Below are 23,136 nucleotides of genomic sequence, written 5' to 3'. Positions count from 1 at the left end.
GTCATCGGGCGGCGCGGGCCATCGCGGTCACCCGGTCGCCCCAGACCGCGGCGGCCACGACGGCGGCGGCGTGCGCCGTGAGCCCCACCCGCCCGGTACCCGTCACGATCGCGGTGCCCAGGGCCGCGCCCAGGGCGTGCGCCCCCGTGTCGCCGATCATCACGCGCTCGGCGAGGTCGTCGGGGAGCACGGCCGCCGCGGCGCCCATCGCCGTCGCCGCCAGCTCGGCCCCCTGGCCCCGCCGCAGCAGCCCCGGCGCGCCGAACGCCAGTACCGCACCGGCCGCCCGCCCGGGGCGCACGTCCACGAGGTTGACGAAGTGCGCGGCCCCGGCGATGACCACCCCGGCCAGCACCCGGTCCACCGGCCGCTCCTTCAGCCGCGCCCCGGCGACGAGCGCGGCAGCCGAGATGCCGAGCAGCTTGACGGCGCCGCTGGTGACTTCGCCCTCGCACAGGGCCGACAGATGGGCGCGGAAGCCGCGCCGCTCGTCACCGGCGCCCGCGATGTCGTCGTACGCCCCGCAGAGACCGGCGGCGGCCACGGCGAACCCGGCCGCCGGACGTACCCGCGCCGCACCCGCCGCGGCGGCCAGGGCGGTGGCCGGGGCGGCGTACAGCCCGACGGACCGGCCCGCGTGGTTCTTCCGCTCCCAGCGCGCACGCCCCCCGGGCGCCCGCGTGCCCAGCGCCCACACCGTCGCCCGGGTGAGTGCTGCCGTGGTGAGGAGGGCGGTGGTGCGGCCCGCTCGTGCGATCATGCCGTCACTCCAGGCGCCGCCCGGCGCGCGGCGAACGGACGGCGGCACCGGCCCGTCCGCCCCGGCCTGCGCCCGCCCCTCGCGTCCCGCCGAAGGCGCCACCGACCGGAGACGGGCCCCCGGCCGGACCGGTCCACGACCCCCCTGCCCGCCCACCCGGACCGTCGTTTGCCTGTCCGTCCGGATCGTCGCCTACCTGCCGCTCGACCCGTCGCCCACCTGCCCGCCCGGACCGTCGTTCGCTGGTCCCCCGACCCATCGCCTACCTGTCCGCCCGGGCCGTCTCCAGCAGTTCCTCGGCGTGGGCGCGGGCGGTCTCGGAGTCCTCCTGGCCCGCCAGCATCCGGGACAGTTCCCTGACCCGGTCCTCGCCCTCCAGGACCTTCACGCCCGAACGGGTCACCGACCCGTCGTTCGTCTTCTCCACCAGCAGCTGCCGGTCGGCGAAGGCGGCCACCTGCGGCAGGTGCGTGACGACGACGACCTGCGCCGTCTTCGCCAGCTTCGCGAGCCGCCGCCCGATCTCCACGGCCGCCTTGCCGCCGACACCGGCGTCGACCTCGTCGAAGAGGTACGTCGGCACCGGGTCCGTGCCCGCGAAGACGACCTCGACGGCGAGCATCACGCGGGACAGCTCACCGCCGGAGGCGCCCTTGGCGATCGGCCGCGGCGGCGCGCCCGGGTGCGGGGCGAGCAGCAGCTCGACCTCGTCGACGCCGGAGGGGCCGTAGGCGACCGTACGCCCGTCGACCTCCACGCCGTCCGGGTCCTCGGTCTGCCGCAGGTCGAACGACACGCGCGCGTGCGGCATGGCGAGCGAGGCCAGCTCGGCGGTGACGGCGGCGGCGAACCGCTGCGCGGCCTCCGTCCGGGCGTCCGTCAACGCCTGGGCGAGACCGCCCAGTTCGGCGCGCAGCGCGTCGCGCTCCGCGGTCAGCTCGCCGATCCGTTCGTCGTCGCCGTCCAGCTCGGTCAGCCGGACGGCACCGCGCTCGGCCCAGTCGAGGACGGCGTCCACGCCCTTGTCGTACTCCCCGTACTTGCGGGTCAGCGCCGTCAGCGCCGCCCGCCGCTCCTCCACGGCGGCCAGCCGCAGCGGGTCGGCGTCCAGGTCGTCGGCGTACCCGGCCAGCTCTCCGGCGACGTCGCCCAGCAGGATCCCGATCTCACCGATCCGGTCGGCGAGCGCGGCCAGCGCCGGGTCGTGCGCGCGTACGGCCTCCAGGGCGCGCTGGGCGCCCGCGACGAGGGTGGCGGCGTCGATCCCCTCCGGGTCCTCCGGGTCACCCGCGAGAGCGGCGTGCGCGGCCGTCGCGGCGGACGCCAGGGCCTCGGCGTGCCCGAGCCGCTCGGCCTCCTCGGCCAGCTCGGCGTCCTCACCCGCACGCGGCTCGACGGCGGCGACCTCGTCCAGGCCGAAGCGGAGCATGGCGGCCTCCTGGGCCCGCTCCCGCGCACGCGTGGTGATCTCCTCCAGCTCCGCGGAGACCGCCCGCAGCCGCCGGTACGCCTCCGTGTACTTGGTGAGCGGTACGGCGACCGCGTCGCCCGCGTACCGGTCCAGGGCCTGCCGCTGCCGGGACAGTTTCAGGAGCCCCTGCTGGTCCGTCTGACCGTGCACGGCCACCAGGTCGTCGGCCAGCTCGGCGAGCAGCCCGACGGGCACGCTGCGTCCGCCCAGGTGGGCCCGTGAGCGGCCTTCGGCGGAGACGGTACGGCTGATCAGCAGCGCCCCGTCGTCCAGCTCGGCGCCCGCCTCCTCGGCCCGCAGGACCGCCGCGGCGCCGGACGGCACGGCGACGCGCCCCTCCACGACCGCCTTGCCGGCCCCGATCCGTACGAGCGCCGGGTCCGCGCGCCCGCCCAGCAGCAGCCCCAGGCTGGTGACCACCATGGTCTTGCCCGCACCCGTCTCACCCGTGACCGCGGTGAAGCCGGGTGACAGCTCGACGACCGCGTCGTCGATCACGCCGAGCGACCGTATCCGCATCTCCTCCAACACGCACACGACCTTACGAGGTCCGGGGCGGCGCGTGCGACCGCCCCGCCCTTGTCACCCGCGCGAGTGGTCCGGCACCAGGGCGCGGGGTACTGCGCGAGGAGCTGCTCGGGCCCCGCGACCCGCGCACGGCGCCCCCGTGCGGCCGCCCGGGAGGTGCCCCGGCGGCCGCCCGGAAGGTACGCCGCCGGCACACCTCCGGAGGGTGCCCCTGCGCCGGCCGTCACCCCAGGAGAATCCCGCGACAGCCCCGGAGGGGCTGGGCATGCCCTGCCGTCACATTCCGCCTGCCCCGCGACGCCCGGCTCGCCCTCTCGCCGCACCGGACGCCGCAGGCCCGCCCTCCGGGCGACGACGGGGATGCGACGACCGGGCCTAGTGCGGCGCCCCCCGCCACCCCGAGACCGGCAGCGCGAACTTGGCCACCAGCCGGTCCGTGAACGACGCGTGGTGCAGCCGGGCCAGCCGTACGGGGACGGCGCCGCGCCGCACCTCCACCCGCGCCCCCGGCGGCAGCTCGACCGTGCGGCGCCCGTCGCACCACAGGACCCCCGGCGGCACGTGCGGCAGCACCTCCACCGCGAGCACGGAGTCCGGTGAGGTCACCAGCGGCTTGGCGAACAGCGCGTGCGCGCTGATCGGCACCATCAGCAGCGCCTCGACCTCGGGCCACACCACGGGACCTCCCGCGGAGAAGGCGTACGCCGTCGACCCGGTGGGCGTGGCGCACACGATGCCGTCGCAGCCGAACCCGGTCACCGGCCGGCCGTCGATCTCCAGCACGACCTCCAGCATCCGCTCGGCGGACACCTTCTGCACGGCCGCCTCGTTCAGCGCCCAGTCGGTGTGCACGATGTCGCCGTTGCGGTGCACGACCACGTCGACGGTCATCCGTTCCTCGACCTCGTAGGCCCGGGACACCACCCGGTCCACCACCTTGTCCAGGTCGTCCCGCTCGGCCTCGGCGAGGAACCCGACCCGGCCGAGGTTCACGCCGAGCATCGGCACCCCCGAGGCGCGGGCGAACTCGGCGCCGCGCAGCAGGGTGCCGTCACCGCCGAGGACGATCAGCAGCTCGCACCCGTCCAGGGACTGCGGCGTGGCCTCGGCGACCAGCTGCACCTCGTCCGGCAGCGGCAGGTCACACGCCTCCGCCTCCAGGACGCGCACGCCGATCCCGGAGTGCAGCAGCCCCTTGACCACCAGCTCGGCGCTGCGGACTGCGGCCGGCCGCCCGGTGTGGGCCAGCAGGAAAACGGTACGAGCATGGCTCTTTGTCAACGCGGCCCCTCCGCCACTGCACGGTCGACGTCGGCCGGTTCCAGGGCGGGCGCCCCGGCACGCAGCCACAGAAAGTACTCGACGTTGCCGGACGGGCCGGGCAGCGGACTGGCGGTGACGCCCCGCACCCCGAGCCCCAGCTCCCACGCCTTCCCGGCGACGCCCCGCACGGCCTCCGCCCGCAGTTGCGGACTCCGTACGACACCCCCGCTGCCGAGCCGCTCCTTCCCCACCTCGAACTGCGGCTTGACCATCATCACCAGGTCGGCGTCCGGTGTCACGCACCGGGTCAGGGCGGGCAGCACCAGGCCGAGCGGGATGAAGGACAGGTCTCCCACGACGAGGTCCACAGGTTCGCCGTCGATCGCCTCCAGCGTCAACTCCCGTACGTTCGTACGGTCCTTGACGGTGACGCGTTCGTCCTGCCGGAGCGTCCAGGCGAGTTGGCCGTAGCCGACGTCGACGGCGACGACGTGCGCGGCGCCCGCCCGCAGCAGCACGTCGGTGAAGCCCCCGGTGGACGCGCCCGCGTCCAGCGCCCGCCGCCCCCGCACGACCAGCCCCTGCGGGACGAAGGCGTCCAGCGCCCCGGCGAGCTTGTGACCGCCCCGCGAGACGTAGTCGGGATCGCTGTCGTCGGCCGTGACCACGATCGCGGCGGCGGTCTCCACCTGCGTGGCGGGCTTGGTCGCGACGGTCTTGCCGACGGTGACCCGTCCGGCGGCGATCAACTGGCCGGCGTGCTCGCGCGAGCGCGCCAGCTTGCGGCGGACCAGTTCCGCGTCGAGACGGCGGCGTGCGACTCCTGCCACGTTCGGTTCAGCTCCTGTGTCGGTACGACGGTGAAGGCGCCGGCGGCGCCGTGGGTCCGGGAGGTCCCGGGCGGCCGTCGAGCGCGCTGAGCGCGTCCCGCAGCCCCCGGTGTACATCCTCGTACACCTCCAGGTGTCCGTCGGTGCCGAGGTGGTCGGCGTCACCGAGCCGCTCCAGGGCCGCGTCGACATCGGCGTCACCGGTGGGGGTGCGGGGCACGCCGAGGGGGGCGGGCCCGGAAGGGCCGGCGGCGGGGGCGCGGGCGGGGAGATCGGGGGCGGGGTCCGCGGCGGGCTCCCGCACCGCCGCCGCCTGCACCGGGGCCTTCGCCCCGGACACGGAGTCGCTCATGCCCCGACGCTACCGCGAGGCCCTGCGGTACCGTCGGTCGCGATGGCCACGATCGAGGAGTGCCGTGCGGCACTCGAGAAGCTCTCGGACAGCATGGCGGACGCGGACGGGAAGGTCCGCGAGGCGGCTGCGCTGGACCGCTCGGTGAGCTGCCACATCACGGATCTCGACATCACCTTCGCCGGCCGCCTCACCGGCGGCCGGATCGACGTGCGGGACACCGTGCCGGGGCCGCCGCCCGAGAAGGCCCAGATCCGGCTCGCCATGGCGGGCGACGACCTGGTCGCGCTGGTCGGCGGCGGACTGAACTTCGCGGCGGCCTGGGCTTCGGGCCGGGTGAAGCTGGAGGCGAGCCTGCTGGACCTGTTCCGGCTCAGGAAGCTGCTGTGACCCTGCCTCGCCGGTCCCCTACCGGGCGGTGACGCGCGCGCGTGCCGTGCGCGCGGCCGGCACCACCAGCGGCGTGCCCGTCTCGGGGTCGTCGATGACCTGGCAGCGCAGCCCGAAGACCTCCTCCACCAGCTCGGCGGTGACGATCTCGTTCGGCGCGCCCTGCGCGATGACCTCCCCGCCGCGCAGGGCGACGAGGTGGGTGGCGTAGCGGGCCGCGTGGTTCAGGTCGTGCAGCACGGCGACGAGGGTGCGCCCCTGCTCCTCGTGCAGGTCGGCGCAGAGGTCGAGGACGTCGATCTGGTGCTGGATGTCCAGGTACGTCGTCGGCTCGTCCAGCAGCAGCAGCGGCGTCTGCTGGGCGAGGGCCATGGCGATCCACACGCGCTGGCGCTGGCCGCCCGACAGCTCGTCGACGTAGCGTTCGGCGAGCGCGGTGACGCCGGTGCGCTCCATGGACTCCTGGACGACCCGCTCGTCCTCGGCGGACCACTGCCGCAGGATGCCCTGGTGCGGGTAGCGGCCGCGGCCCACCAGGTCGCCGACGGTGATGCCGTCGGGCGCGATCGAGGACTGGGGCAGCAGGCCGAGCGTCCGGGCGACCTGCTTGGCGGGCATCGACTGGATGACCTGCCCGTCCAGCAGCACCCGGCCGTGGCTGGGCTTGAGCATCCTCGACAGGGCGCGCAACAGCGTGGACTTGCCACAGGCGTTCGGACCGACGATCACGGTGAAGGAGTTGTCGGGGATCTCCACCGACAACTGCTCGGCGATGACCCGCTGGTCGTAGGCCAGGGTGACGTTGTCGGCGGACAGGCGGCTCACGGTGCTCCTCGGGTCGTTCACGGTGGTGCTTCGGATGCTCATATCCGGCCCTTCCTGCGCTCGGCGACCAGCAGCCACAGCAGGTAGGCCCCGCCGAGGACGCCGGTGACCACGCCCACGGGCAGCTGGTCGGCGCCGAAGGCCCGCTGCGAGGCCCAGTCGGCGGTGACCAGCAGGGCGGCGCCCATGCACAGCGACGGGACCAGGTTCGGGCCGGGCGAGCGGGTCAGGCGACGGGCGAGCTGCGGTGCGGTCAGCGCCACGAAGGCGACAGGACCGGCGGCGGCGGTCGCGGCGGCGGTGAGCAGCACGGCCGAGCCCATCAGCAGCAGCCGGACGCGCTCGACGCGAACCCCCAGGGCGTAGGAGACGTCGTCGCCCATCTCCAGCATCCGCAGCCCGCGGGCGTTGGCGAGGACGAGCGGGAGCAGGACGGCGCACAGGACGAGCAGCGGCCACACCTGGGCCCAGTCGCGGCCGTTGAGCGAGCCGGTCAGCCAGTTCACCGCGCGGGCCGCGTCCACGAAGTCGGCCTTGGTGATGAGGTAGCCGTTGACGGCGGTGGCGACGGCGTTGACGCCGATGCCGACCAGGACGAGCCGGTAGCCGTGGACGCCCTGTTTCCAGGCGAGGAGGTAGATGGCGAGCCCGGTCGCCAGGCCGCCGACGAGCGCGCCGACGGTGACGGCGGTCGCGTTGCCCGACAGGAGCACGATCACGACGAGCGCACCGGCCGTCGATCCCTGGGAGAGGCCGAGCACGTCCGGGCTGCCGAGCGGGTTGCGGGCGACGGACTGGAAGAGCGCACCGCCCAGGCCGAGGCAGGCGCCGACCAGCAGACCGACCAGGACGCGGGGCAGCCGCAGTTCCCGGACGATGAACTCCTGGCCCGCGTCGCCCTGTCCGGCCAGCGTCTTGAGCACGTCGGAGGCGGGGATCGGGAAGTCGCCGGTGCCGATCAGCACGACGCTCGCGGCGAGCGCGGCGAGCACCAGCAGGACGACGACGGCGAACGCCCGCGTCTCCAGGCGGAAGGAGAGCCCGCCCGGGGTACGGACGGCGCGCAGGGCGCGGGTGCCGCCGGGAGTGCCGGTGGTGCCGGGGGTCCGTGGGCGGCCGGGGACGCGCCCGGAGCCGGTGGTGGGGGTGGTCTTCACAGCTGGGCCGTCCTCCGCCGCCGAACGAGCAGGATGAACACCGGGCCGCCGATGAGCGCGGTGACGACCCCGACCTGGACCTCGCCGGGCCGGGCGACGATCCGGCCGATCACGTCGGAGCCGAGCAGCAGCACGGGCGACAGGACCGTGGAGTAGGGCAGGATCCAGCGCAGGTCGGGTCCGGTGAAGGAGCGCACCACGTGCGGGACCATGAGCCCGACGAAGACGATCGGCCCGCAGGCGGCCGTCGCCGCCCCGCACAGCACGGTCGCGGCGAGCATGGCCAGCGCCCGGGTGCGGTTGAGGTGGGCGCCCAGGGCGCGTGCGGTGTCGTCGCCCATCGACATCGCGTTGAGCGGCCGGGCGAGGAGCAGCGCGAGGACGGTGCCCACGACGCAGAACGGCAGCACCTGGACGATGGTCTCGTTCGTGGCGGAGGCCAGGGACCCCACGGTCCAGAAACGCATCCGGCCCAGCGCCGCGTCGTCCGTGATCATCACGGCCTGGACGTAGCCGTAGAGCGCGGCGCCGATCGCGGTGCCGGCCAGTGCGAGCCGTACGGGCGTGGCGCCCCGGCTGCCGCCGAGGAACCACACCAGCGCGCCCACGGCGGCGGCGCCCAGGAAGGCGAACCACACGTAGCCGCGCAGGCTGGTCACGCCGAGGAAGGTGATCGCGGTGACCACGGCCGCCGACGCCCCCGCGTTGATGCCGAGGATCCCCGGGTCGGCCAGCGGATTGCGGGTCAGCGCCTGCAGTACGGCTCCGGCCAGTCCGAGCGCGGCCCCGGCGAGCAGACCGAGGACGGTGCGGGAGAGCCGCTCGCCTACCACGACGTCGCCGTAGCTGCCCGAGTCCTGGAAGAGGCCGTGCCAGACCTGGGCCAGGGACAGCTCCTTCGCGCCGATCGCGATGCTCGCCAGGGCGACGAGCAGCAGGACCGCGGCGGACAGGAGCAGTCCGGCGGCTCGCACGCCGCGCCGGGCCGGGGGCGCCGCGGCTGCCGCCGCGCGCTGTTCGGGAGGACTGTCGACCAACACGCAGTTAGGTTAGCCTACCCTCGCCTAGCGTTCGACAGGGCGTCACCGTCCCGCCGGTGGACGCCTCACAGTCCCAGCTTCGCCAGCGCCTTCCCGCCGTCCAGCGCGCACCCGCTCTCCCCGCCCGCCGTCCACGCCGCCGCGCACAGCGCGCGCAGCCCGTCCATCGGCCGCCCGTCACCGCTCAGCGCCAGCGCGTCGCCGCCCGCCGTCGCCGTCCACCCGCCGCACCGGAAACCGTCACCCTCCCGGGTGATTTCCGGCTGCCCGGTGAGCAGGCCCCGCAGATCGGCGTCGACGTACGTCGGCCGGTGCTCGGGCGGTGCGGCCAGCAGCCGCGGTCCGTCGGTCACCCCGGTCAGGACGAGCAGCGAGTCCACCCCGCCGTTGAACGCGCCCTCGATGTCCGTGTCCAGCCGGTCCCCGACCACCAGGGGCCGCCGCGCGCCGGTACGCAGGATCGTCTCGCGGTGCATGGGCGGCAGCGGCTTGCCCGCCACCTGCGGCTCAGCACCCGTCGCGATCCGGACGACCTCCACGGCAGCGCCGTTGCCCGGAGCGATCCCCCGGGCGCTCGGGATCGTCAGATCCGTGTTGGAGGCGAACCAGGGCACCCCGCGGTGCAGGGCGTAGCAGGCCTCCGCGAACCGGCCCCACGGCATGTCGGGGCCGCCGTACCCCTGGGCCACGGCCACCGGGGCGTCCTCGGCCGACTCCACGGGCTCCAGGCCGCGCTCGCGCAGCGCCACCCGCAGCCCCTCACCGCCGATCACCAGCACGCGCGCCCCGGGCGGCACCTGATCGGCGATCAGCCGGGCCACCGCCTGCGCGGAGGTGACGACGTCCGACGCCTCGGCCCGTATCCCCAGGTCGGTGAGGTGCCCGGCGACCGCGTCCGGGGTGCGCAGGGCGTTGTTGGTGACGTACGCCAGCCGCATGCCGCCCGCGCGGGCGGCGGCGAGCGAGTCGACGGCGTGCGCGATCGCGTCACCTCCCGCGTACACCACCCCGTCCAGGTCGAGCAGGGCCGTGTCGTACGCCTCGCTCAGGGGCCGCCCACTGCCCTCGGGCCCCGTCCTGACGCCCTGGCTCATTCCGCATCGCTCCTCGTGGTACCGGTTTTCCCTCGATCATCCCCCATGCCACTGACACACGTACGATGCCGGGATGAACACAGCAGGTCACTCGTCGGCAACTCCGCGCCGCGGCCTCGACCTCACCCCGTTCCGAGGCCTTCGCTACGACCCCGACCGGGTCGGCAGTCTGGCCGCGGTGACATCCCCTCCGTACGACGTCGTCGTCCGCCCCGACGGCCTGCACCACCTCCAGTCCGCCGACCCCCACAACATCGTCCGCCTGATCCTGCCCCAGGCCGGCACGCCCACCGCCCGCAACGACCAGGCGGCCGACACCCTGCGCCGCTGGCTCGCGGAGGGCGTCCTGACCGCCGACCCGGAGCCGGGCCTGTACGTGTACGAGCAGCGGGACGGCGACGGCATGCTGCAACGCGGCCTGATCGGCGCGCTGCGGGTGTCGGACCCGGCCGAGGGCGTGGTGCTGCCGCACGAGGACGTGATGCCGCACGTCGTCGCCGACCGCGCCGCCCTGATGCGCGCGACCAGCGCCAACCTCGAACCGCTGCTGCTCACCTACCGCGGCAACGGCTCGACGGCCGCGACGACCGTGGCCGTCGAACGCACCGCCGAACAGCCGCCGCTGCTGTGCACGACCACCGAGGACGGCTTCAGCCACCGTCTGTGGGCCGTCACCGACCCCGCCGACCTGGCCGGGATCCGGGAGGACCTGTCCCAGCACCAGGCCCTGATCGCCGACGGCCACCACCGCTGGGCGACCTACCGGCGCCTGCGCGCCGAACACCCCTCCCCCAGCGCCTGGGACTACGGTCTCGTCCTCCTCGTCGACACCGCCCGCTACCCCCTGCGGGTCCGCGCCATCCACCGGCTGCTGCACGGGTTCCCGGTCGCGGACGCGCTGTCGGCGCTGGACGGCCTGTTCCGGGTACGCTGCCTGGACGGTCTGCGGCTGCCCGACGCGCTGGAGACCCTGGCGGACGCCGCCTGTGCGGGCAACGCCTTCCTGCTGGCCGGCGACGGCTCCTTCCACCTCGTGGACCGCCCCGCCCCCGGCCTCCTGGCCCGTACGGTCCCCGCCGACCGGCCGGCGGCCTGGCGCACGCTCGACGCGACGGTCCTGCACGCCGCGCTCCTGGAGCACGTCTGGCACATCCCGGAGGACGACCCCACCCGGATCGCCTACATCCACGACACCGCCGCCACCGTGGCCAAGGCGGAGCGCGACGGCGGGACCGCCGTCCTGCTGCACCCGGTGCGCGAGGACGTGGTGCGCGAGCTGGCACGTCAGGGCGTCACGATGCCCCGCAAGTCGACGTCGTTCGGGCCCAAGCCCGCGTCCGGACTGGTGCTGCGGGCGCTGGACCTGTGAGACACGGGGATACGACGAGGGGCGGGCCCCGATCGCTTCCGATCGGGGCCCGCCCCTAGTCTCCCGCGACTGGACTCAGTCCTCGTCCTTGCCCTCGTCCTCGTCCGTTGCCGGGGCCTTGGCTTCGCCCGGGGCCTCGTCCTCGGCCGCACCGCTCTCCCGCGAGGCGCCCGCGGACTCGGCGTCCGCACCGCTCTCGTCGAGTGCGTCGGTGAACTCCACACCGTCCAGCTCGGCCAGGCGGTCCGACGCGTCGGTGCTGCCGTCCCGGTCGGCCTCGACGGCCTTGGCGAACCATTCCCGCGCCTCGGCCTCACGGCCGGCGGCGAGCAGCGCGTCGGCGTAGGCGTACCGCAGGCGGGCGGTCCACGGCTGGACGGAGTGGGAGGCCAGCTCGGGGCTCTGCAGCGTCACGATGGCCGCGTCCAGCTGCCCCATGTCGCGCCGGGCGCCGGCCGCGACGAGGCGCATCTCCACCTGCCCCGCCTTGTCGAGCTTGTGCACCTCGGGAGCACCGGCCATGTCCAGCGCCTTCTCCGGCCGGCCGAGCCCGCGCTCGCAGTCGGCCATGACGGGCCACAGCTCCACGTTGCCGGTCATCCGGCGGGCGGCACGGAACTCCGCGAGCGCCTCGCTGTACTTCTGGCTGGCGTACGCGGCGAACCCGGCCGCCTCCCGTACGGCGGCGACGCGGGACGCCAGCCGAAGGGCGACCCTGGAGTAGCCGTACGCGGCCTCGGGGTCCTCGTCGATGAGCCGGGCCACCATCACCAGGTTGCGGGCGACGTCCTCGGCGAGCGTCTTGGGCAGGCTCTGGAGTTCCTGCCGTACGTCCTTGTCGATCTCCTCGCCGGTGACCTCCTGCGGGATCGGCAGCCGCTTGATCGGCTCGCGGTCCCGGTCACGCTCGTCGCGGAACCGGCCGCCGCCCCGGCGGTCGTCACGCCGGTCGTCCCTGCGGTCGTCGCGACGGTCGTCACGGCGGTAGGACGGGCGGTCGCCGTCACGGCGGAAACCGCCGGGCCGGCCACCACGGTCGCCTCGGTCGTCACGGCGGGGGCCACGACCACCACGGTCGTCGCGTCCACGGAAGCCACCGCGGTCCCCGCGCTCGCCGCGGCTGTCGTCGCGACGGTCGTCCCTGCGGTCGTCGCGGCGGTAGGACGGGCGGTCGCCGTCACGGCGGAAGCCACTACGGTCATCGCGACGGTCGTCACGCCGGTCATCGCGCCGGTCGTCGCGGCGATAGGTGGGGCGGTCGCCCTCGCGGCGGAAGCCGCCACGGTCACCGTCACGACGGTCGTCGCGGCGAGCGCCGTAACCACCGCGGTCACCCTCGCGCCGGTCGTCCCTGCGATCGTCACGACGGTCATCACGACGATCGTCCCGGCGGAAACCACCACGGTCGGGACGCTCGGAGCGGTCGTCGCGGCGCCCGTACCCGCCGTACCCGCCGCGGTCGTCACGGCGACCGCCGTAACCACCACGGTCGTCGTCGCGCCGGCCGTAGCCGCCACGATCGCCGTCGCGACGGTCGTCGCGGCGAGCGCCGTAGCCACCGCGGTCACCCTCCCGCCGAACGTCCCGCCGGTCATCCCGACGGTCGTCACGGCGGCCCTCGCGCGGGGCGTCACGCCGGTCGTCACGCCGGTCGTCACGGCGGTCGTCACGGCGGTCGTCACGGCGATAGGTGGGGCGGTCGCCCTCGCGGCGGAAGCCACCACGGTCACCGTCACGACGGTCGTCACGGCGAGCGCCGTAGCCACCGCGGTCACCCTCGCGCCGGTCGTCCCTGCGATCGTCACGACGGTCATCACGACGATCGTCCCGGCGGAAACCACCACGGTCACCGCGGTCGTTCCGGTCGCTGCGCTCGGGACCACGGCGGTCGTCGCGGCGACCGCCGTAGCCTCCGCCGCGCTCGTCGTCGCGACGGCCGTATCCCGCACGGTCGTTGCCGCGGCGCGGGCCGCCGCGGTAGCCGCCTCGGTCACCGCGTTCGCCGCGGTCACCAACGTCCCGGCGGCGCTCATCGCGCTCCGGACGCTCGTCGGGAGAGTTGGTGGACATCGGGGACTCCTGTCTGCTGTACCGCAAAGTCATTCTCGCGCAGCCGGGTACCCGGCGCGCTGCAAGCTGTGTTCGGTGAAAAAACGAAAGGACCCCTGGTCCCAGCTGAACGCTGGGACCAGGGGTCCTCCAAATATTGTTCGGCGGTGTCCTACTCTCCCACAGGGTCCCCCCTGCAGTACCATCGGCGCTGTAAGGCTTAGCTTCCGGGTTCGGAATGTAACCGGGCGTTTCCCTCACGCTATGACCACCGAAACCCTCATGGTTTCGAGCGAACAAGCACACTCTTTAATTGTGAGTTCAGCTCAAAGCCGGCAACTGTTCGTTGCCTCAGAACTAACACAGTGGACGCGAGCAACTGAGGACAAGCCCTCGGCCTATTAGTACCGGTCACCTCCACACGTTACCGTGCTTCCAGATCCGGCCTATCAACCCAGTCGTCTACTGGGAGCCTTACCCCATCAAGTGGGTGGGAGTCCTCATCTCGAAGCAGGCTTCCCGCTTAGATGCTTTCAGCGGTTATCCCTCCCGAACGTAGCCAACCAGCCATGCCCTTGGCAGAACAACTGGCACACCAGAGGTTCGTCCGTCCCGGTCCTCTCGTACTAGGGACAGCCCTTCTCAAGACTCCTACGCGCACAGCGGATAGGGACCGAACTGTCTCACGACGTTCTAAACCCAGCTCGCGTACCGCTTTAATGGGCGAACAGCCCAACCCTTGGGACCGACTCCAGCCCCAGGATGCGACGAGCCGACATCGAGGTGCCAAACCATCCCGTCGATATGGACTCTTGGGGAAGATCAGCCTGTTATCCCCGGGGTACCTTTTATCCGTTGAGCGACGGCGCTTCCACAAGCCACCGCCGGATCACTAGTCCCGACTTTCGTCCCTGCTCGACCCGTCGGTCTCACAGTCAAGCTCCCTTGTGCACTTACACTCAACACCTGATTGCCAACCAGGCTGAGGGAACCTTTGGGCGCCTCCGTTACCCTTTAGGAGGCAACCGCCCCAGTTAAACTACCCATCAGACACTGTCCCTGATCCGGATCACGGACCCAGGTTAGACATCCAGCACGACCAGACTGGTATTTCAACGACGACTCCACACACACTGGCGTGCATGCTTCAAAGTCTCCCAGCTATCCTACACAAGCCGAACCGAACACCAATATCAAACTGTAGTAAAGGTCCCGGGGTCTTTCCGTCCTGCTGCGCGAAACGAGCATCTTTACTCGTAGTGCAATTTCACCGGGCCTATGGTTGAGACAGTCGAGAAGTCGTTACGCCATTCGTGCAGGTCGGAACTTACCCGACAAGGAATTTCGCTACCTTAGGATGGTTATAGTTACCACCGCCGTTTACTGGCGCTTAAGTTCTCAGCTTCGCCCCACCGAAATGGAGCTAACCGGTCCCCTTAACGTTCCAGCACCGGGCAGGCGTCAGTCCGTATACATCGCCTTACGGCTTCGCACGGACCTGTGTTTTTAGTAAACAGTCGCTTCTCGCTGGTCTCTGCGGCCACCCCCAGCTCACGGAGTAAATCCGATCACCGAGCGTGGCCCCCCTTCTCCCGAAGTTACGGGGGCATTTTGCCGAGTTCCTTAACCATAGTTCACCCGAACGCCTCGGTATTCTCTACCTGACCACCTGAGTCGGTTTAGGGTACGGGCCGCCATGAAACTCGCTAGAGGCTTTTCTCGACAGCATAGGATCATCCACTTCACCACAATCGGCTCGGCATCAGGTCTCAGCCACAAGTGCGACGGATTTACCTATCGCACGGCCTACACCCTTACCCCGGGACAACCACCGCCCGGGATGGACTACCTTCCTGCGTCACCCCATCACTCACCTACTAACCGCTTGGGCCGGCGGCTCCACCACTCCCCTCAACTCCGAAGAGATCAGGGCGGCTTCACGGCCTTAGCATCACGATGCTCGATGTTTGACGCTTCACAGCGGGTACCGGAATATCAACCGGTTATCCATCGACTACGCCTGTCGGCCTCGCCTTAGGTCCCGACTTACCCTGGGCAGATCAGCTTGACCCAGGAACCCTTAGTCAATCGGCGCACACGTTTCTCACGTGTGAATCGCTACTCATGCCTGCATTCTCACTCGTCAACCGTCCACAACTACCTTCCGGTGCTGCTTCACCCGGCAGACGACGCTCCCCTACCCATCACAGCCGCCGTTGGGCGTATATGCTGCAATGACACGACTTCGGCGGTACGCTTGAGCCCCGCTACATTGTCGGCGCGGAATCACTAGACCAGTGAGCTATTACGCACTCTTTCAAGGGTGGCTGCTTCTAAGCCAACCTCCTGGTTGTCTCTGCGACTCCACATCCTTTCCCACTTAGCGTACGCTTAGGGGCCTTAGTCGATGCTCTGGGCTGTTTCCCTCTCGACCATGGAGCTTATCCCCCACAGTCTCACTGCCGCGCTCTCACTTACCGGCATTCGGAGTTTGGCTAAGGTCAGTAACCCGGTAGGGCCCATCGCCTATCCAGTGCTCTACCTCCGGCAAGAAACACACGACGCTGCACCTAAATGCATTTCGGGGAGAACCAGCTATCACGGAGTTTGATTGGCCTTTCACCCCTAACCACAGGTCATCCCCCAGGTTTTCAACCCTGGTGGGTTCGGTCCTCCACGAAGTCTTACCTCCGCTTCAACCTGCCCATGGCTAGATCACTCCGCTTCGGGTCTTGAGCGTGCTACTGAAACGCCCTGTTCGGACTCGCTTTCGCTACGGCTACCCCACCCGGGTTAACCTCGCAACACACCGCAAACTCGCAGGCTCATTCTTCAAAAGGCACGCAGTCACGAGAATGTGCAAGCACATTCCGACGCTCCCACGGCTTGTAGGCACACGGTTTCAGGTACTATTTCACTCCCCTCCCGGGGTACTTTTCACCATTCCCTCACGGTACTATCCGCTATCGGTCACCAGGGAATATTTAGGCTTAGCGGGTGGTCCCGCCAGATTCACACGGGATTTCTCGGGCCCCGTGCTACTTGGGTGTCTCTCAAACGAGCCGCTGACGTTTCGACTACGGGGGTCTTACCCTCTACGCCGGACCTTTCGCATGTCCTTCGCCTACATCAACGGTTTCTGACTCGTCCTGTCGCCGGCAGACGACAGAAGAGAGATCCCACAACCCCGTATACGCAACCCCTGCCGGGTCTCACACGCATACGGTTTGGCCTCATCCGGTTTCGCTCGCCACTACTCCCGGAATCACGGTTGTTTTCTCTTCCTGCGGGTACTGAGATGTTTCACTTCCCCGCGTTCCCTCCACACTGCCTATGTGTTCAGCAGCGGGTGACAGCCCATGACGACTGCCGGGTTTCCCCATTCGGAAACCCCCGGATCAAAGCCTGGTTGACGACTCCCCGGGGACTATCGTGGCCTCCCACGTCCTTCATCGGTTCCTGGTGCCAAGGCATCCACCGTGCGCCCTTAAAAACTTGGCCACAGATGCTCGCGTCCACTGTGCAGTTCTCAAACAACGACCAACCACCCATCACCCCGGGAACAACATCCCGAGTGCACTGGGGCCGGCATCCCGAAGGACGAGCAACGCTCGCACCCTCAGACACCCAACAGCGTGCCCGACACGACCAGCCGTCCAGATCAGCGTTCCACACTCCGAAGAGCAGTACTAGCGCCTGGCCCATCCTGGACCGTGCCGAGTAGTCAACGTTCCACCCATGAGCAACCAGCATCAGACATTCGCTGATGTACTGGCCCCTGGACCGCCGAAGCGGCCTAGAAGTGCTCCTTAGAAAGGAGGTGATCCAGCCGCACCTTCCGGTACGGCTACCTTGTTACGACTTCGTCCCAATCGCCAGTCCCACCTTCGACAGCTCCCTCCCACAAGGGGTTGGGCCACCGGCTTCGGGTGTTACCGACTTTCGTGACGTGACGGGCGGTGTGTACAAGGCCCGGGAACGTATTCACCGCAGCAATGCTGATCTGCGATTACTAGCGACTCCGACTTCATGGGGTCGAGTTGCAGACCCCAATCCGAACTGAGACCGGCTTTTTGAGATTCGCTCCACCTCACGGTATCGCAGCTCATTGTACCGGCCATTGTAGCACGTGTGCAGCCCAAGACATAAGGGGCATGATGACTTGACGTCGTCCCCACCTTCCTCCGAGTTGACCCCGGCGGTCTCCCGTGAGTCCCCAGCACCACAAGGGCCTGCTGGCAACACGGGACAAGGGTTGCGCTCGTTGCGGGACTTAACCCAACATCTCACGACACGAGCTGACGACAGCCATGCACCACCTGTACACCGACCACAAGGGGGACCCTGTCTCCAGGGTTTTCCGGTGTATGTCAAGCCTTGGTAAGGTTCTTCGCGTTGCGTCGAATTAAGCCACATGCTCCGCCGCTTGTGCGGGCCCCCGTCAATTCCTTTGAGTTTTAGCCTTGCGGCCGTACTCCCCAGGCGGGGCACTTAATGCGTTAGCTGCGGCACGGACGACGTGGAATGTCGCCCACACCTAGTGCCCACCGTTTACGGCGTGGACTACCAGGGTATCTAATCCTGTTCGCTCCCCACGCTTTCGCTCCTCAGCGTCAGTATCGGCCCAGAGATCCGCCTTCGCCACCGGTGTTCCTCCTGATATCTGCGCATTTCACCGCTACACCAGGAATTCCGATCTCCCCTACCGAACTCTAGCCTGCCCGTATCGACTGCAGACCCGGGGTTAAGCCCCGGGCTTTCACAACCGACGTGACAAGCCGCCTACGAGCTCTTTACGCCCAATAATTCCGGACAACGCTTGCGCCCTACGTATTACCGCGGCTGCTGGCACGTAGTTAGCCGGCGCTTCTTCTGCAGGTACCGTCACTTTCGCTTCTTCCCTGCTGAAAGAGGTTTACAACCCGAAGGCCGTCATCCCTCACGCGGCGTCGCTGCATCAGGCTTTCGCCCATTGTGCAATATTCCCCACTGCTGCCTCCCGTAGGAGTCTGGGCCGTGTCTCAGTCCCAGTGTGGCCGGTCGCCCTCTCAGGCCGGCTACCCGTCGTCGCCTTGGTGAGCCGTTACCTCACCAACAAGCTGATAGGCCGCGGGCTCATCCTGCACCGCCGGAGCTTTACAGCCTCCAAGATGCCTTGGAGACTCATATCCGGTATTAGACCCCGTTTCCAGGGCTTGTCCCAGAGTGCAGGGCAGATTGCCCACGTGTTACTCACCCGTTCGCCACTAATCCCCACCGAAGTGGTTCATCGTTCGACTTGCATGTGTTAAGCACGCCGCCAGCGTTCGTCCTGAGCCAGGATCAAACTCTCCGTGAATGTTTACCGGTAATCCGGTGCAACACCACGAGAGCGGAACCAGGAGAAGGAATGTTCTCCCGGTTCACAGCGTCCTCGCTGTGTTTTTTCAAAGGAACCTCGACCATCGGATGATTCCGACGGACGGGGTATCAACATATCTGGCGTTGACTTTTGGCACGCTGTTGAGTTCTCAAGGAACGGACGCTTCCTTTGTACTCACCCTCTCGGGCTTTCCTCCGGGCGCTTCCCTTCGGTCTTGCGTTTCCGACTCTATCAGATCTTTCCGATCCGATTTCCTCGGTGCTTTCCAGGTCCCGCTCCGCTTTCGCTTCGCGTTTCTCTTTCCGGCAGTTCCGACTCTATCAGATCCTTTTTCGATCCGATTCCCGGTCGGGGGGCTCGTCTCAGGCTTTCGGGCTTTCGCTCGTCGGCCTTTCGACATTCACTACGCTAGCCGATTCCCAGTCCGATTCATAATCGGGCTCCGCGGGTTCGAATTCGGACGTGCGAGCACGCCACAATCGACCCCGACGAAGGGGTGGTAGCTAGAGAGTGGGTTGGCCGCTCCGGCTGCAGGCGATCGCCGTACCCGGTTCAGCGGCTCGGGATACATTACGCACCTTGCGGGGACGAGTCAACTTCGGCGCTTCTTGGGCACGTGGGCGCGGTACGGGCTGACCGTCGGGTCGTCGGCGACCCAGTAACGCCAGGGGTGGACGTCGCCGTTGCCGCCCTCACCGGCGACGCCGGTGCGCGGGCCGTTGCGCAGCTGGCCGGAGGAGACCGGGGCCCCGGTCAGGATGCGGATCGGGGTGTCGCCCGCGGCGCAGGCGTCGGTGCCGTCCAGGGCGCGGTCGACGCCCAGGGCCGTGGCCAGCCGGGCCGGGCCCTTGGCCAGTTCCTTGTCGTTGCGCGCCGCCGGCCTGCGGGTGCGCGCCAACTCGGCTCCTTCGACGATCTCGCCGGCCCGGAGCAGGACCCCGCTGGCCCGGCCCTCCGGTCCGCAGACCAGGTTCATGCAGTGCCACATGCCGTAGGTGAAGTAGACGTACACGTGTCCGGGAGGACCGAACATCACCGCGTTGCGGGCCGTGCGGCCGCGGTAGGCGTGGGATCCCGGGTCGTTCGGGCCGTCGTAGGCCTCGACCTCGGTGAGGCGCAGCGCGATCGGACCGTCGGGGGTCGTCCGGACGAGGATCCGCCCCAGGAGGTCCGGGGCGACGTCGAGGACGGGACGGTCGAAGAAGTCTCTGGGCAGTGGCGTACGGTCCGAGGGCGCGATCATGGCTTCCGAGCGTAGTCCAGACGGGTGGATGTCAAGGGCTGGTCAAGGATCCCTCCGCTTGCCAGGGTGTGGACGCGGAACCGGTCCGGGCCGGATCGCGTAAGTAGGGATCAGGGATCCACACCGTAGAGGGAGAGACATGGCGTTCAGGAAGCTGCTCGCGAGCCTTGGAGCGGGCGGGGCGTCCGTCGAGACCGAACTGCACGAGGTCAACGTCGTGCCGGGCGGGGTCGTGCAGGGCGAGGTGCGGATCCAGGGCGGATCCGTGAACCAGGCGATCGAGGGGCTGTCGGTCGGGCTCCAGGCCAAGGTCGAGGTGGAGAGCGGCGACGAGGAGTACAAGCAGGACATCGAGTTCACCAAGGTGCGGCTCGGCGGGGCCTTCGAGCTGCAGGCCGGCGCGGTGCACGCGGTGCCGTTCGGGCTGGAGATCCCGTGGGAGACGCCGGTCACGATGATCGACGGGCAGTCCCTGCGGGGCATGCACATCGGGGTGACCACGGAGCTGGCGATCGCCCGCGCGGTGGACTCCGGTGACCTCGACCCGATCAACGTGCACCCGATGCCGGCGCAGAAGGCGATCCTGGACGCGTTCATCCAGCTGGGCTTCCGCTTCAAGCACGCGGACATGGAGCGCGGTCACATCCGCGGGACGCGGCAGCGGCTGCCGTTCTACCAGGAGATCGAGTTCTACCCGCCCTCGGAGTACCGGGGTCTGAACGAGGTCGAGCTGAGTTTCGTGGCCGACGAGCACGCGATGGACGTGGTGCTGGAGATGGACAAGAAGCCCGGTCTGTTCAGCGAGGGCAGCGACACCTACCGCTCGTTCCAGGTCGGTCTGCACGACTACCAGCAGACCGACTGGGCGGCGTACCTCCACCAGTGGATCGCCGAGGTCGGCAGCAAGCGCAGCTGGTTCTAGGACCTGTCCTAGGCTCGGGGGCGACAACAGGAACGATCAGGAGGTACCGAGGTGACCGAGCTCAAGCGGCGGCCGCTCCCCCACGACTTCCACCCGCCCGTGCCGTCGTTCACGGTCACGAGCGACGACGTCCGGGAGGGGGCGACGCTCAAGGACGCCCAGGTCCAGGCGGCGGGGAACACCTCTCCGCAGCTGCGCTGGGAGGGATTCCCGCCCGGGACCAAGAGCTTCGCCGTGACCTGCTACGACCCGGACGCCCCTACGGGCAGCGGGTTCTGGCACTGGGTGCTGTTCGACATCCCGGCCTCGGTGACGGAACTGCCGGCGGGTGCCGGCGGCGGGAAGTTCGAGGGCCTGCCCGAGGGTGCCGTGCACGCGCGCAACGACTACGGCACGAAGGACTTCGGGGGCGCGGCGCCGCCGCCGGGTGACGGGCCGCACCGGTACGTCTTCACGGTGTACGCCGTCGATCAGGAGAAGCTCGGGCCGGACGCGGACGCCTCCCCGGCCGTGGTCGGCTTCAACCTGCGGTTCCACACGCTGGGCCGGGCCCAGCTGATCGGTGAGTACGAGGTGCCGGCCCAGGGCTGAGCCGCCCGCCGCGCGTTTCCACGTTCACCGAACGTTTGCCCGCCTCTGGTCTTGGAAGTGATCGGAGGCGGGCATTTTTATTGCGTTGTCCATCCCGGCGCGCCCGTCCAGAGTTGGTCCGGGCCCGCCGGGGGGTGGGCAGGTGCACACGGGAGGTGGGCCGGATGCGGGACACGCTGGTGCTGAACGCGAGCTTCGAGCCGCTGTCGACGGTGACGCTGAACCGAGCCGTCGTGCTGGTGCTGCAGGACAAGGCCGTCGTCGAGCAGGCCCACCCCGAACTGCGTATGCGGGGAGCCGAGGTGGACATCCCGGCGCCCCGGGTGATCCGGCTGTGCCGGTACGTGCGGGTGCCGTTCCGAAGACAAGCGCCGTGGTCGAGGCGGGGCGTGCTGGTACGGGACCGGCACCGGTGCGCGTACTGCGGGCGGCGGGCGACGACCGTGGACCACGTGGTGCCGCGCTCGCACGGCGGGCAGGACACCTGGCTGAACACGGTGGCCTCGTGCGCGGAGGACAACCACCGCAAGGCCGACCGGACTCCGGAGGAGGCGGGGATGCCGTTGCTGCGGGCGCCGTTCGAGCCGACACCGGCGGACGCGATGCTGTTCGCGCTGGGTGCGGACGAACTCGCGGCGCTGCCCGAGTGGTTGGGCCGGGAGGCCGCCTGACGCCTCGCCGCGGGAGTGTCGCCGTGCGCCGGCCTCGTGGGGTGTCCGTGGCCGGCCGCCCGGTTCCCCGCCCCCTGGGGGGGGCGGGGAACGTCGCTTCCCTGGTGCCCCGGTCAGTCGATGAAGGGCTTCTCGCGGCGTTCCGAGGGGCTGTTCCTGCCGTCGTTCTGGGCGGGCACGGTGTTGCCTCCGCCGTTGCCGCCTCCGTTGCCGCCGCCCGAATTGCCGCCCAGGGAGCCGAAGTTGCCCATGGCTCCGGACAGGCCCTTGAGGGCGTCGCCGATCTCGCTGGGGACGATCCAGAGCTTGTTGGCGTCGCCTTCGGCGATCTTGGGGAGCATCTGGAGGTACTGGTAGGAGAGCAGCTTCTGGTCCGGGTCGCCGGCGTGGATGGCCTCGAAGACCGTGCGGACGGCCTGGGCCTCGCCCTCGGCGCGCAGCGCGGCGGCCTTGGCCTCACCTTCGGCGCGCAGGATCTGGGACTGCTTCTCGCCCTCGGCGCGCAGGATCTCGGACTGGCGGACACCTTCGGCCTGGAGGATGGCGGCGCGCTTGTCACGGTCGGCGCGCATCTGCTTCTCCATCGAGTCCTGGATGGAGGTGGGCGGCTCGATGGCCTTCAGTTCCACGCGGTTGACGCGGATGCCCCACTTGCCGGTGGCCTCGTCGAGGACGCCGCGCAGGGCCGCGTTGATCTCCTCGCGGGAGGTGAGGGTGCGCTCCAGGTCCATGCCGCCGATGATGTTGCGCAGGGTGGTGACGGTGAGCTGCTCGATGGCCTGGATGTAGCTGGCGACCTCGTAGGTGGCGGCCCGGGCGTCGGTCACCTGGTAGTAGATGACGGTGTCGATGTTGACGACCAGGTTGTCCTGGGTGATCACCGGCTGCGGGGGGAACGGCACGACCTGTTCGCGCAGGTCGATGCGGTTGCGGATGGTGTCGATGAACGGGACGACGATGTTGAGGCCCGCGTTGAGCGTGCGCGTGTAGCGCCCGAAGCGCTCCACGATGGCCGCACTGGCCTGCGGGATGACCTGGATGGTCTTGATCAGGGCGATGAAGACCAACACCACCAGAATGATCAGGACGATGATGACCGGTTCCATCGACGGCTCCCTGTCCCCTTCTCCGCCTCGGCGCTTTCGGAAGATCTTATTGGGCTCTTGCGGCTGTTGAAGATCTTGCTGGTCGAGTCTGACAGACCGTCGTCCGCCTCGTG

Annotated in this window: 18 protein-coding genes and 3 rRNA genes; 5 read left to right on the top strand and 16 right to left on the bottom strand. The window is 69.7% G+C overall.

Annotation, left to right across the window (positions count from 1 at the left end):
• Nucleotide 1 precedes the first annotated feature (1 nt).
• From AC6I72_RS24940 to AC6I72_RS24920, 5 genes are all read right to left on the bottom strand, one after another.
• A complete protein-coding gene (locus tag AC6I72_RS24940; RefSeq protein WP_498003393.1) occupies nt 2-760 on the bottom strand; it encodes a hypothetical protein in 759 nt (252 codons plus the stop codon).
• Nucleotides 761-1,022: 262 nt separating this feature from the next.
• The gene (gene recN, locus AC6I72_RS24935) at nt 1,023-2,750 is read right to left on the bottom strand and encodes a DNA repair protein RecN (RefSeq protein ID WP_498004816.1); all 1,728 of its coding nucleotides are present in this window, start codon (nt 2,748-2,750) and stop codon (nt 1,023-1,025) included.
• A 384-nt stretch (nt 2,751-3,134) separates the two neighbouring features.
• A complete protein-coding gene (locus tag AC6I72_RS24930; protein ID WP_498003392.1) occupies nt 3,135-4,040 on the bottom strand; it encodes an NAD kinase in 906 nt (301 codons plus the stop codon).
• Complete coding sequence (locus tag AC6I72_RS24925) at nt 4,037-4,852, bottom strand: TlyA family RNA methyltransferase (protein WP_498003391.1); 816 nt, start codon at nt 4,850-4,852, stop codon at nt 4,037-4,039. Before AC6I72_RS24925 ends, AC6I72_RS24930 begins: the two co-directional genes overlap by 4 nt.
• A 7-nt stretch (nt 4,853-4,859) precedes the next feature.
• Entirely contained in the window at nt 4,860-5,204 is a 345-nt protein-coding gene (locus tag AC6I72_RS24920; RefSeq protein WP_498003390.1) for a hypothetical protein, read from the bottom strand.
• 42 nt (nt 5,205-5,246) lie between these two features.
• Between AC6I72_RS24920 and AC6I72_RS24915 the strand changes: the two genes are divergently transcribed.
• Nucleotides 5,247-5,594 carry an SCP2 sterol-binding domain-containing protein gene (locus AC6I72_RS24915; protein ID WP_498003389.1) on the top strand — a complete coding sequence of 116 codons (348 nt, stop codon included), beginning with the start codon at nt 5,247-5,249 and terminating at the stop codon, nt 5,592-5,594.
• 18 nt (nt 5,595-5,612) lie between these two features.
• On the opposite strand, the gene AC6I72_RS24910 is transcribed toward AC6I72_RS24915, so the two are convergent.
• The 4 genes from AC6I72_RS24910 to AC6I72_RS24895 all read right to left on the bottom strand — a co-directional run bounded on the left by AC6I72_RS24910 (nt 5,613) and on the right by AC6I72_RS24895 (nt 9,710).
• The gene (locus tag AC6I72_RS24910) at nt 5,613-6,461 is read right to left on the bottom strand and encodes an ABC transporter ATP-binding protein (protein WP_498003388.1); all 849 of its coding nucleotides are present in this window, start codon (nt 6,459-6,461) and stop codon (nt 5,613-5,615) included.
• Nucleotides 6,458-7,486 carry a FecCD family ABC transporter permease gene (locus tag AC6I72_RS24905; protein WP_498004815.1) on the bottom strand — a complete coding sequence of 343 codons (1,029 nt, stop codon included), beginning with the start codon at nt 7,484-7,486 and terminating at the stop codon, nt 6,458-6,460. Before AC6I72_RS24905 ends, AC6I72_RS24910 begins: the two co-directional genes overlap by 4 nt.
• Nucleotides 7,487-7,572: 86 nt before the next feature.
• Nucleotides 7,573-8,616 (bottom strand): FecCD family ABC transporter permease, encoded by a 1,044-nt coding sequence (locus AC6I72_RS24900; RefSeq protein ID WP_498003387.1) that lies wholly within the window; start codon nt 8,614-8,616, stop codon nt 7,573-7,575.
• A gap of 65 nt (nt 8,617-8,681) precedes the next feature.
• The gene (locus tag AC6I72_RS24895; protein WP_498003386.1) at nt 8,682-9,710 is read right to left on the bottom strand and encodes an HAD hydrolase-like protein; all 1,029 of its coding nucleotides are present in this window, start codon (nt 9,708-9,710) and stop codon (nt 8,682-8,684) included.
• A gap of 73 nt (nt 9,711-9,783) precedes the next feature.
• On the opposite strand from AC6I72_RS24895, the gene AC6I72_RS24890 reads away from it, so the two are divergent.
• Complete coding sequence (locus tag AC6I72_RS24890) at nt 9,784-11,079, top strand: DUF1015 domain-containing protein (RefSeq protein WP_498003385.1); 1,296 nt, start codon at nt 9,784-9,786, stop codon at nt 11,077-11,079.
• A gap of 75 nt (nt 11,080-11,154) precedes the next feature.
• On the opposite strand, the gene AC6I72_RS24885 is transcribed toward AC6I72_RS24890, so the two are convergent.
• From AC6I72_RS24885 to AC6I72_RS24860, 6 genes are all read right to left on the bottom strand, one after another.
• Nucleotides 11,155-11,955 (bottom strand): tetratricopeptide repeat protein, encoded by an 801-nt coding sequence (locus AC6I72_RS24885; protein WP_498004814.1) that lies wholly within the window; start codon nt 11,953-11,955, stop codon nt 11,155-11,157.
• Complete coding sequence (locus tag AC6I72_RS24880; protein WP_498004880.1) at nt 11,847-13,112, bottom strand: hypothetical protein; 1,266 nt, start codon at nt 13,110-13,112, stop codon at nt 11,847-11,849. The genes AC6I72_RS24885 and AC6I72_RS24880 overlap by 109 nt, the downstream gene beginning before the upstream one ends.
• A 175-nt stretch (nt 13,113-13,287) precedes the next feature.
• A 5S ribosomal RNA gene (gene rrf / locus AC6I72_RS24875) occupies nt 13,288-13,404 on the bottom strand.
• 105 nt (nt 13,405-13,509) lie between these two features.
• Nucleotides 13,510-16,629: ribosomal RNA gene (locus AC6I72_RS24870) — 23S ribosomal RNA — on the bottom strand.
• A gap of 312 nt (nt 16,630-16,941) precedes the next feature.
• A 16S ribosomal RNA gene (locus AC6I72_RS24865) occupies nt 16,942-18,466 on the bottom strand.
• The 16S, 23S and 5S rRNA genes sit together here, the layout of an rRNA operon.
• 616 nt (nt 18,467-19,082) lie before the next feature.
• A complete protein-coding gene (locus AC6I72_RS24860) occupies nt 19,083-19,733 on the bottom strand; it encodes a DNA-3-methyladenine glycosylase (protein ID WP_498003384.1) in 651 nt (216 codons plus the stop codon).
• A 139-nt stretch (nt 19,734-19,872) separates the two neighbouring features.
• Here AC6I72_RS24860 and AC6I72_RS24855 point away from each other — a divergent pair, with 139 nt between their 5' ends.
• From AC6I72_RS24855 to AC6I72_RS24845, 3 genes are all read left to right on the top strand, one after another.
• On the top strand, nt 19,873-20,655 hold the full coding sequence (locus AC6I72_RS24855; protein WP_037862047.1) for a sporulation protein: 783 nt from the start codon (nt 19,873-19,875) through the stop codon (nt 20,653-20,655).
• Between the two features lie 51 nt (nt 20,656-20,706).
• Entirely contained in the window at nt 20,707-21,246 is a 540-nt protein-coding gene (locus AC6I72_RS24850) for a YbhB/YbcL family Raf kinase inhibitor-like protein (protein ID WP_498003383.1), read from the top strand.
• Nucleotides 21,247-21,410: 164 nt separating this feature from the next.
• Nucleotides 21,411-21,917, top strand: coding sequence for an HNH endonuclease (locus AC6I72_RS24845; protein ID WP_366728112.1), 507 nt, complete (start codon nt 21,411-21,413; stop codon nt 21,915-21,917).
• A gap of 113 nt (nt 21,918-22,030) precedes the next feature.
• On the opposite strand, the gene AC6I72_RS24840 is transcribed toward AC6I72_RS24845, so the two are convergent.
• Complete coding sequence (locus AC6I72_RS24840; protein ID WP_037862052.1) at nt 22,031-23,023, bottom strand: SPFH domain-containing protein; 993 nt, start codon at nt 23,021-23,023, stop codon at nt 22,031-22,033.
• Between the last annotated feature and the right edge of the window lie 113 nt (nt 23,024-23,136).

The organism is Streptomyces sp. Xyl84 (assembly GCF_059731885.1).
The sequence above is the reverse complement of the archived record's forward strand: the minus strand, read 5'-3'. Positions and strand labels throughout refer to the sequence as shown.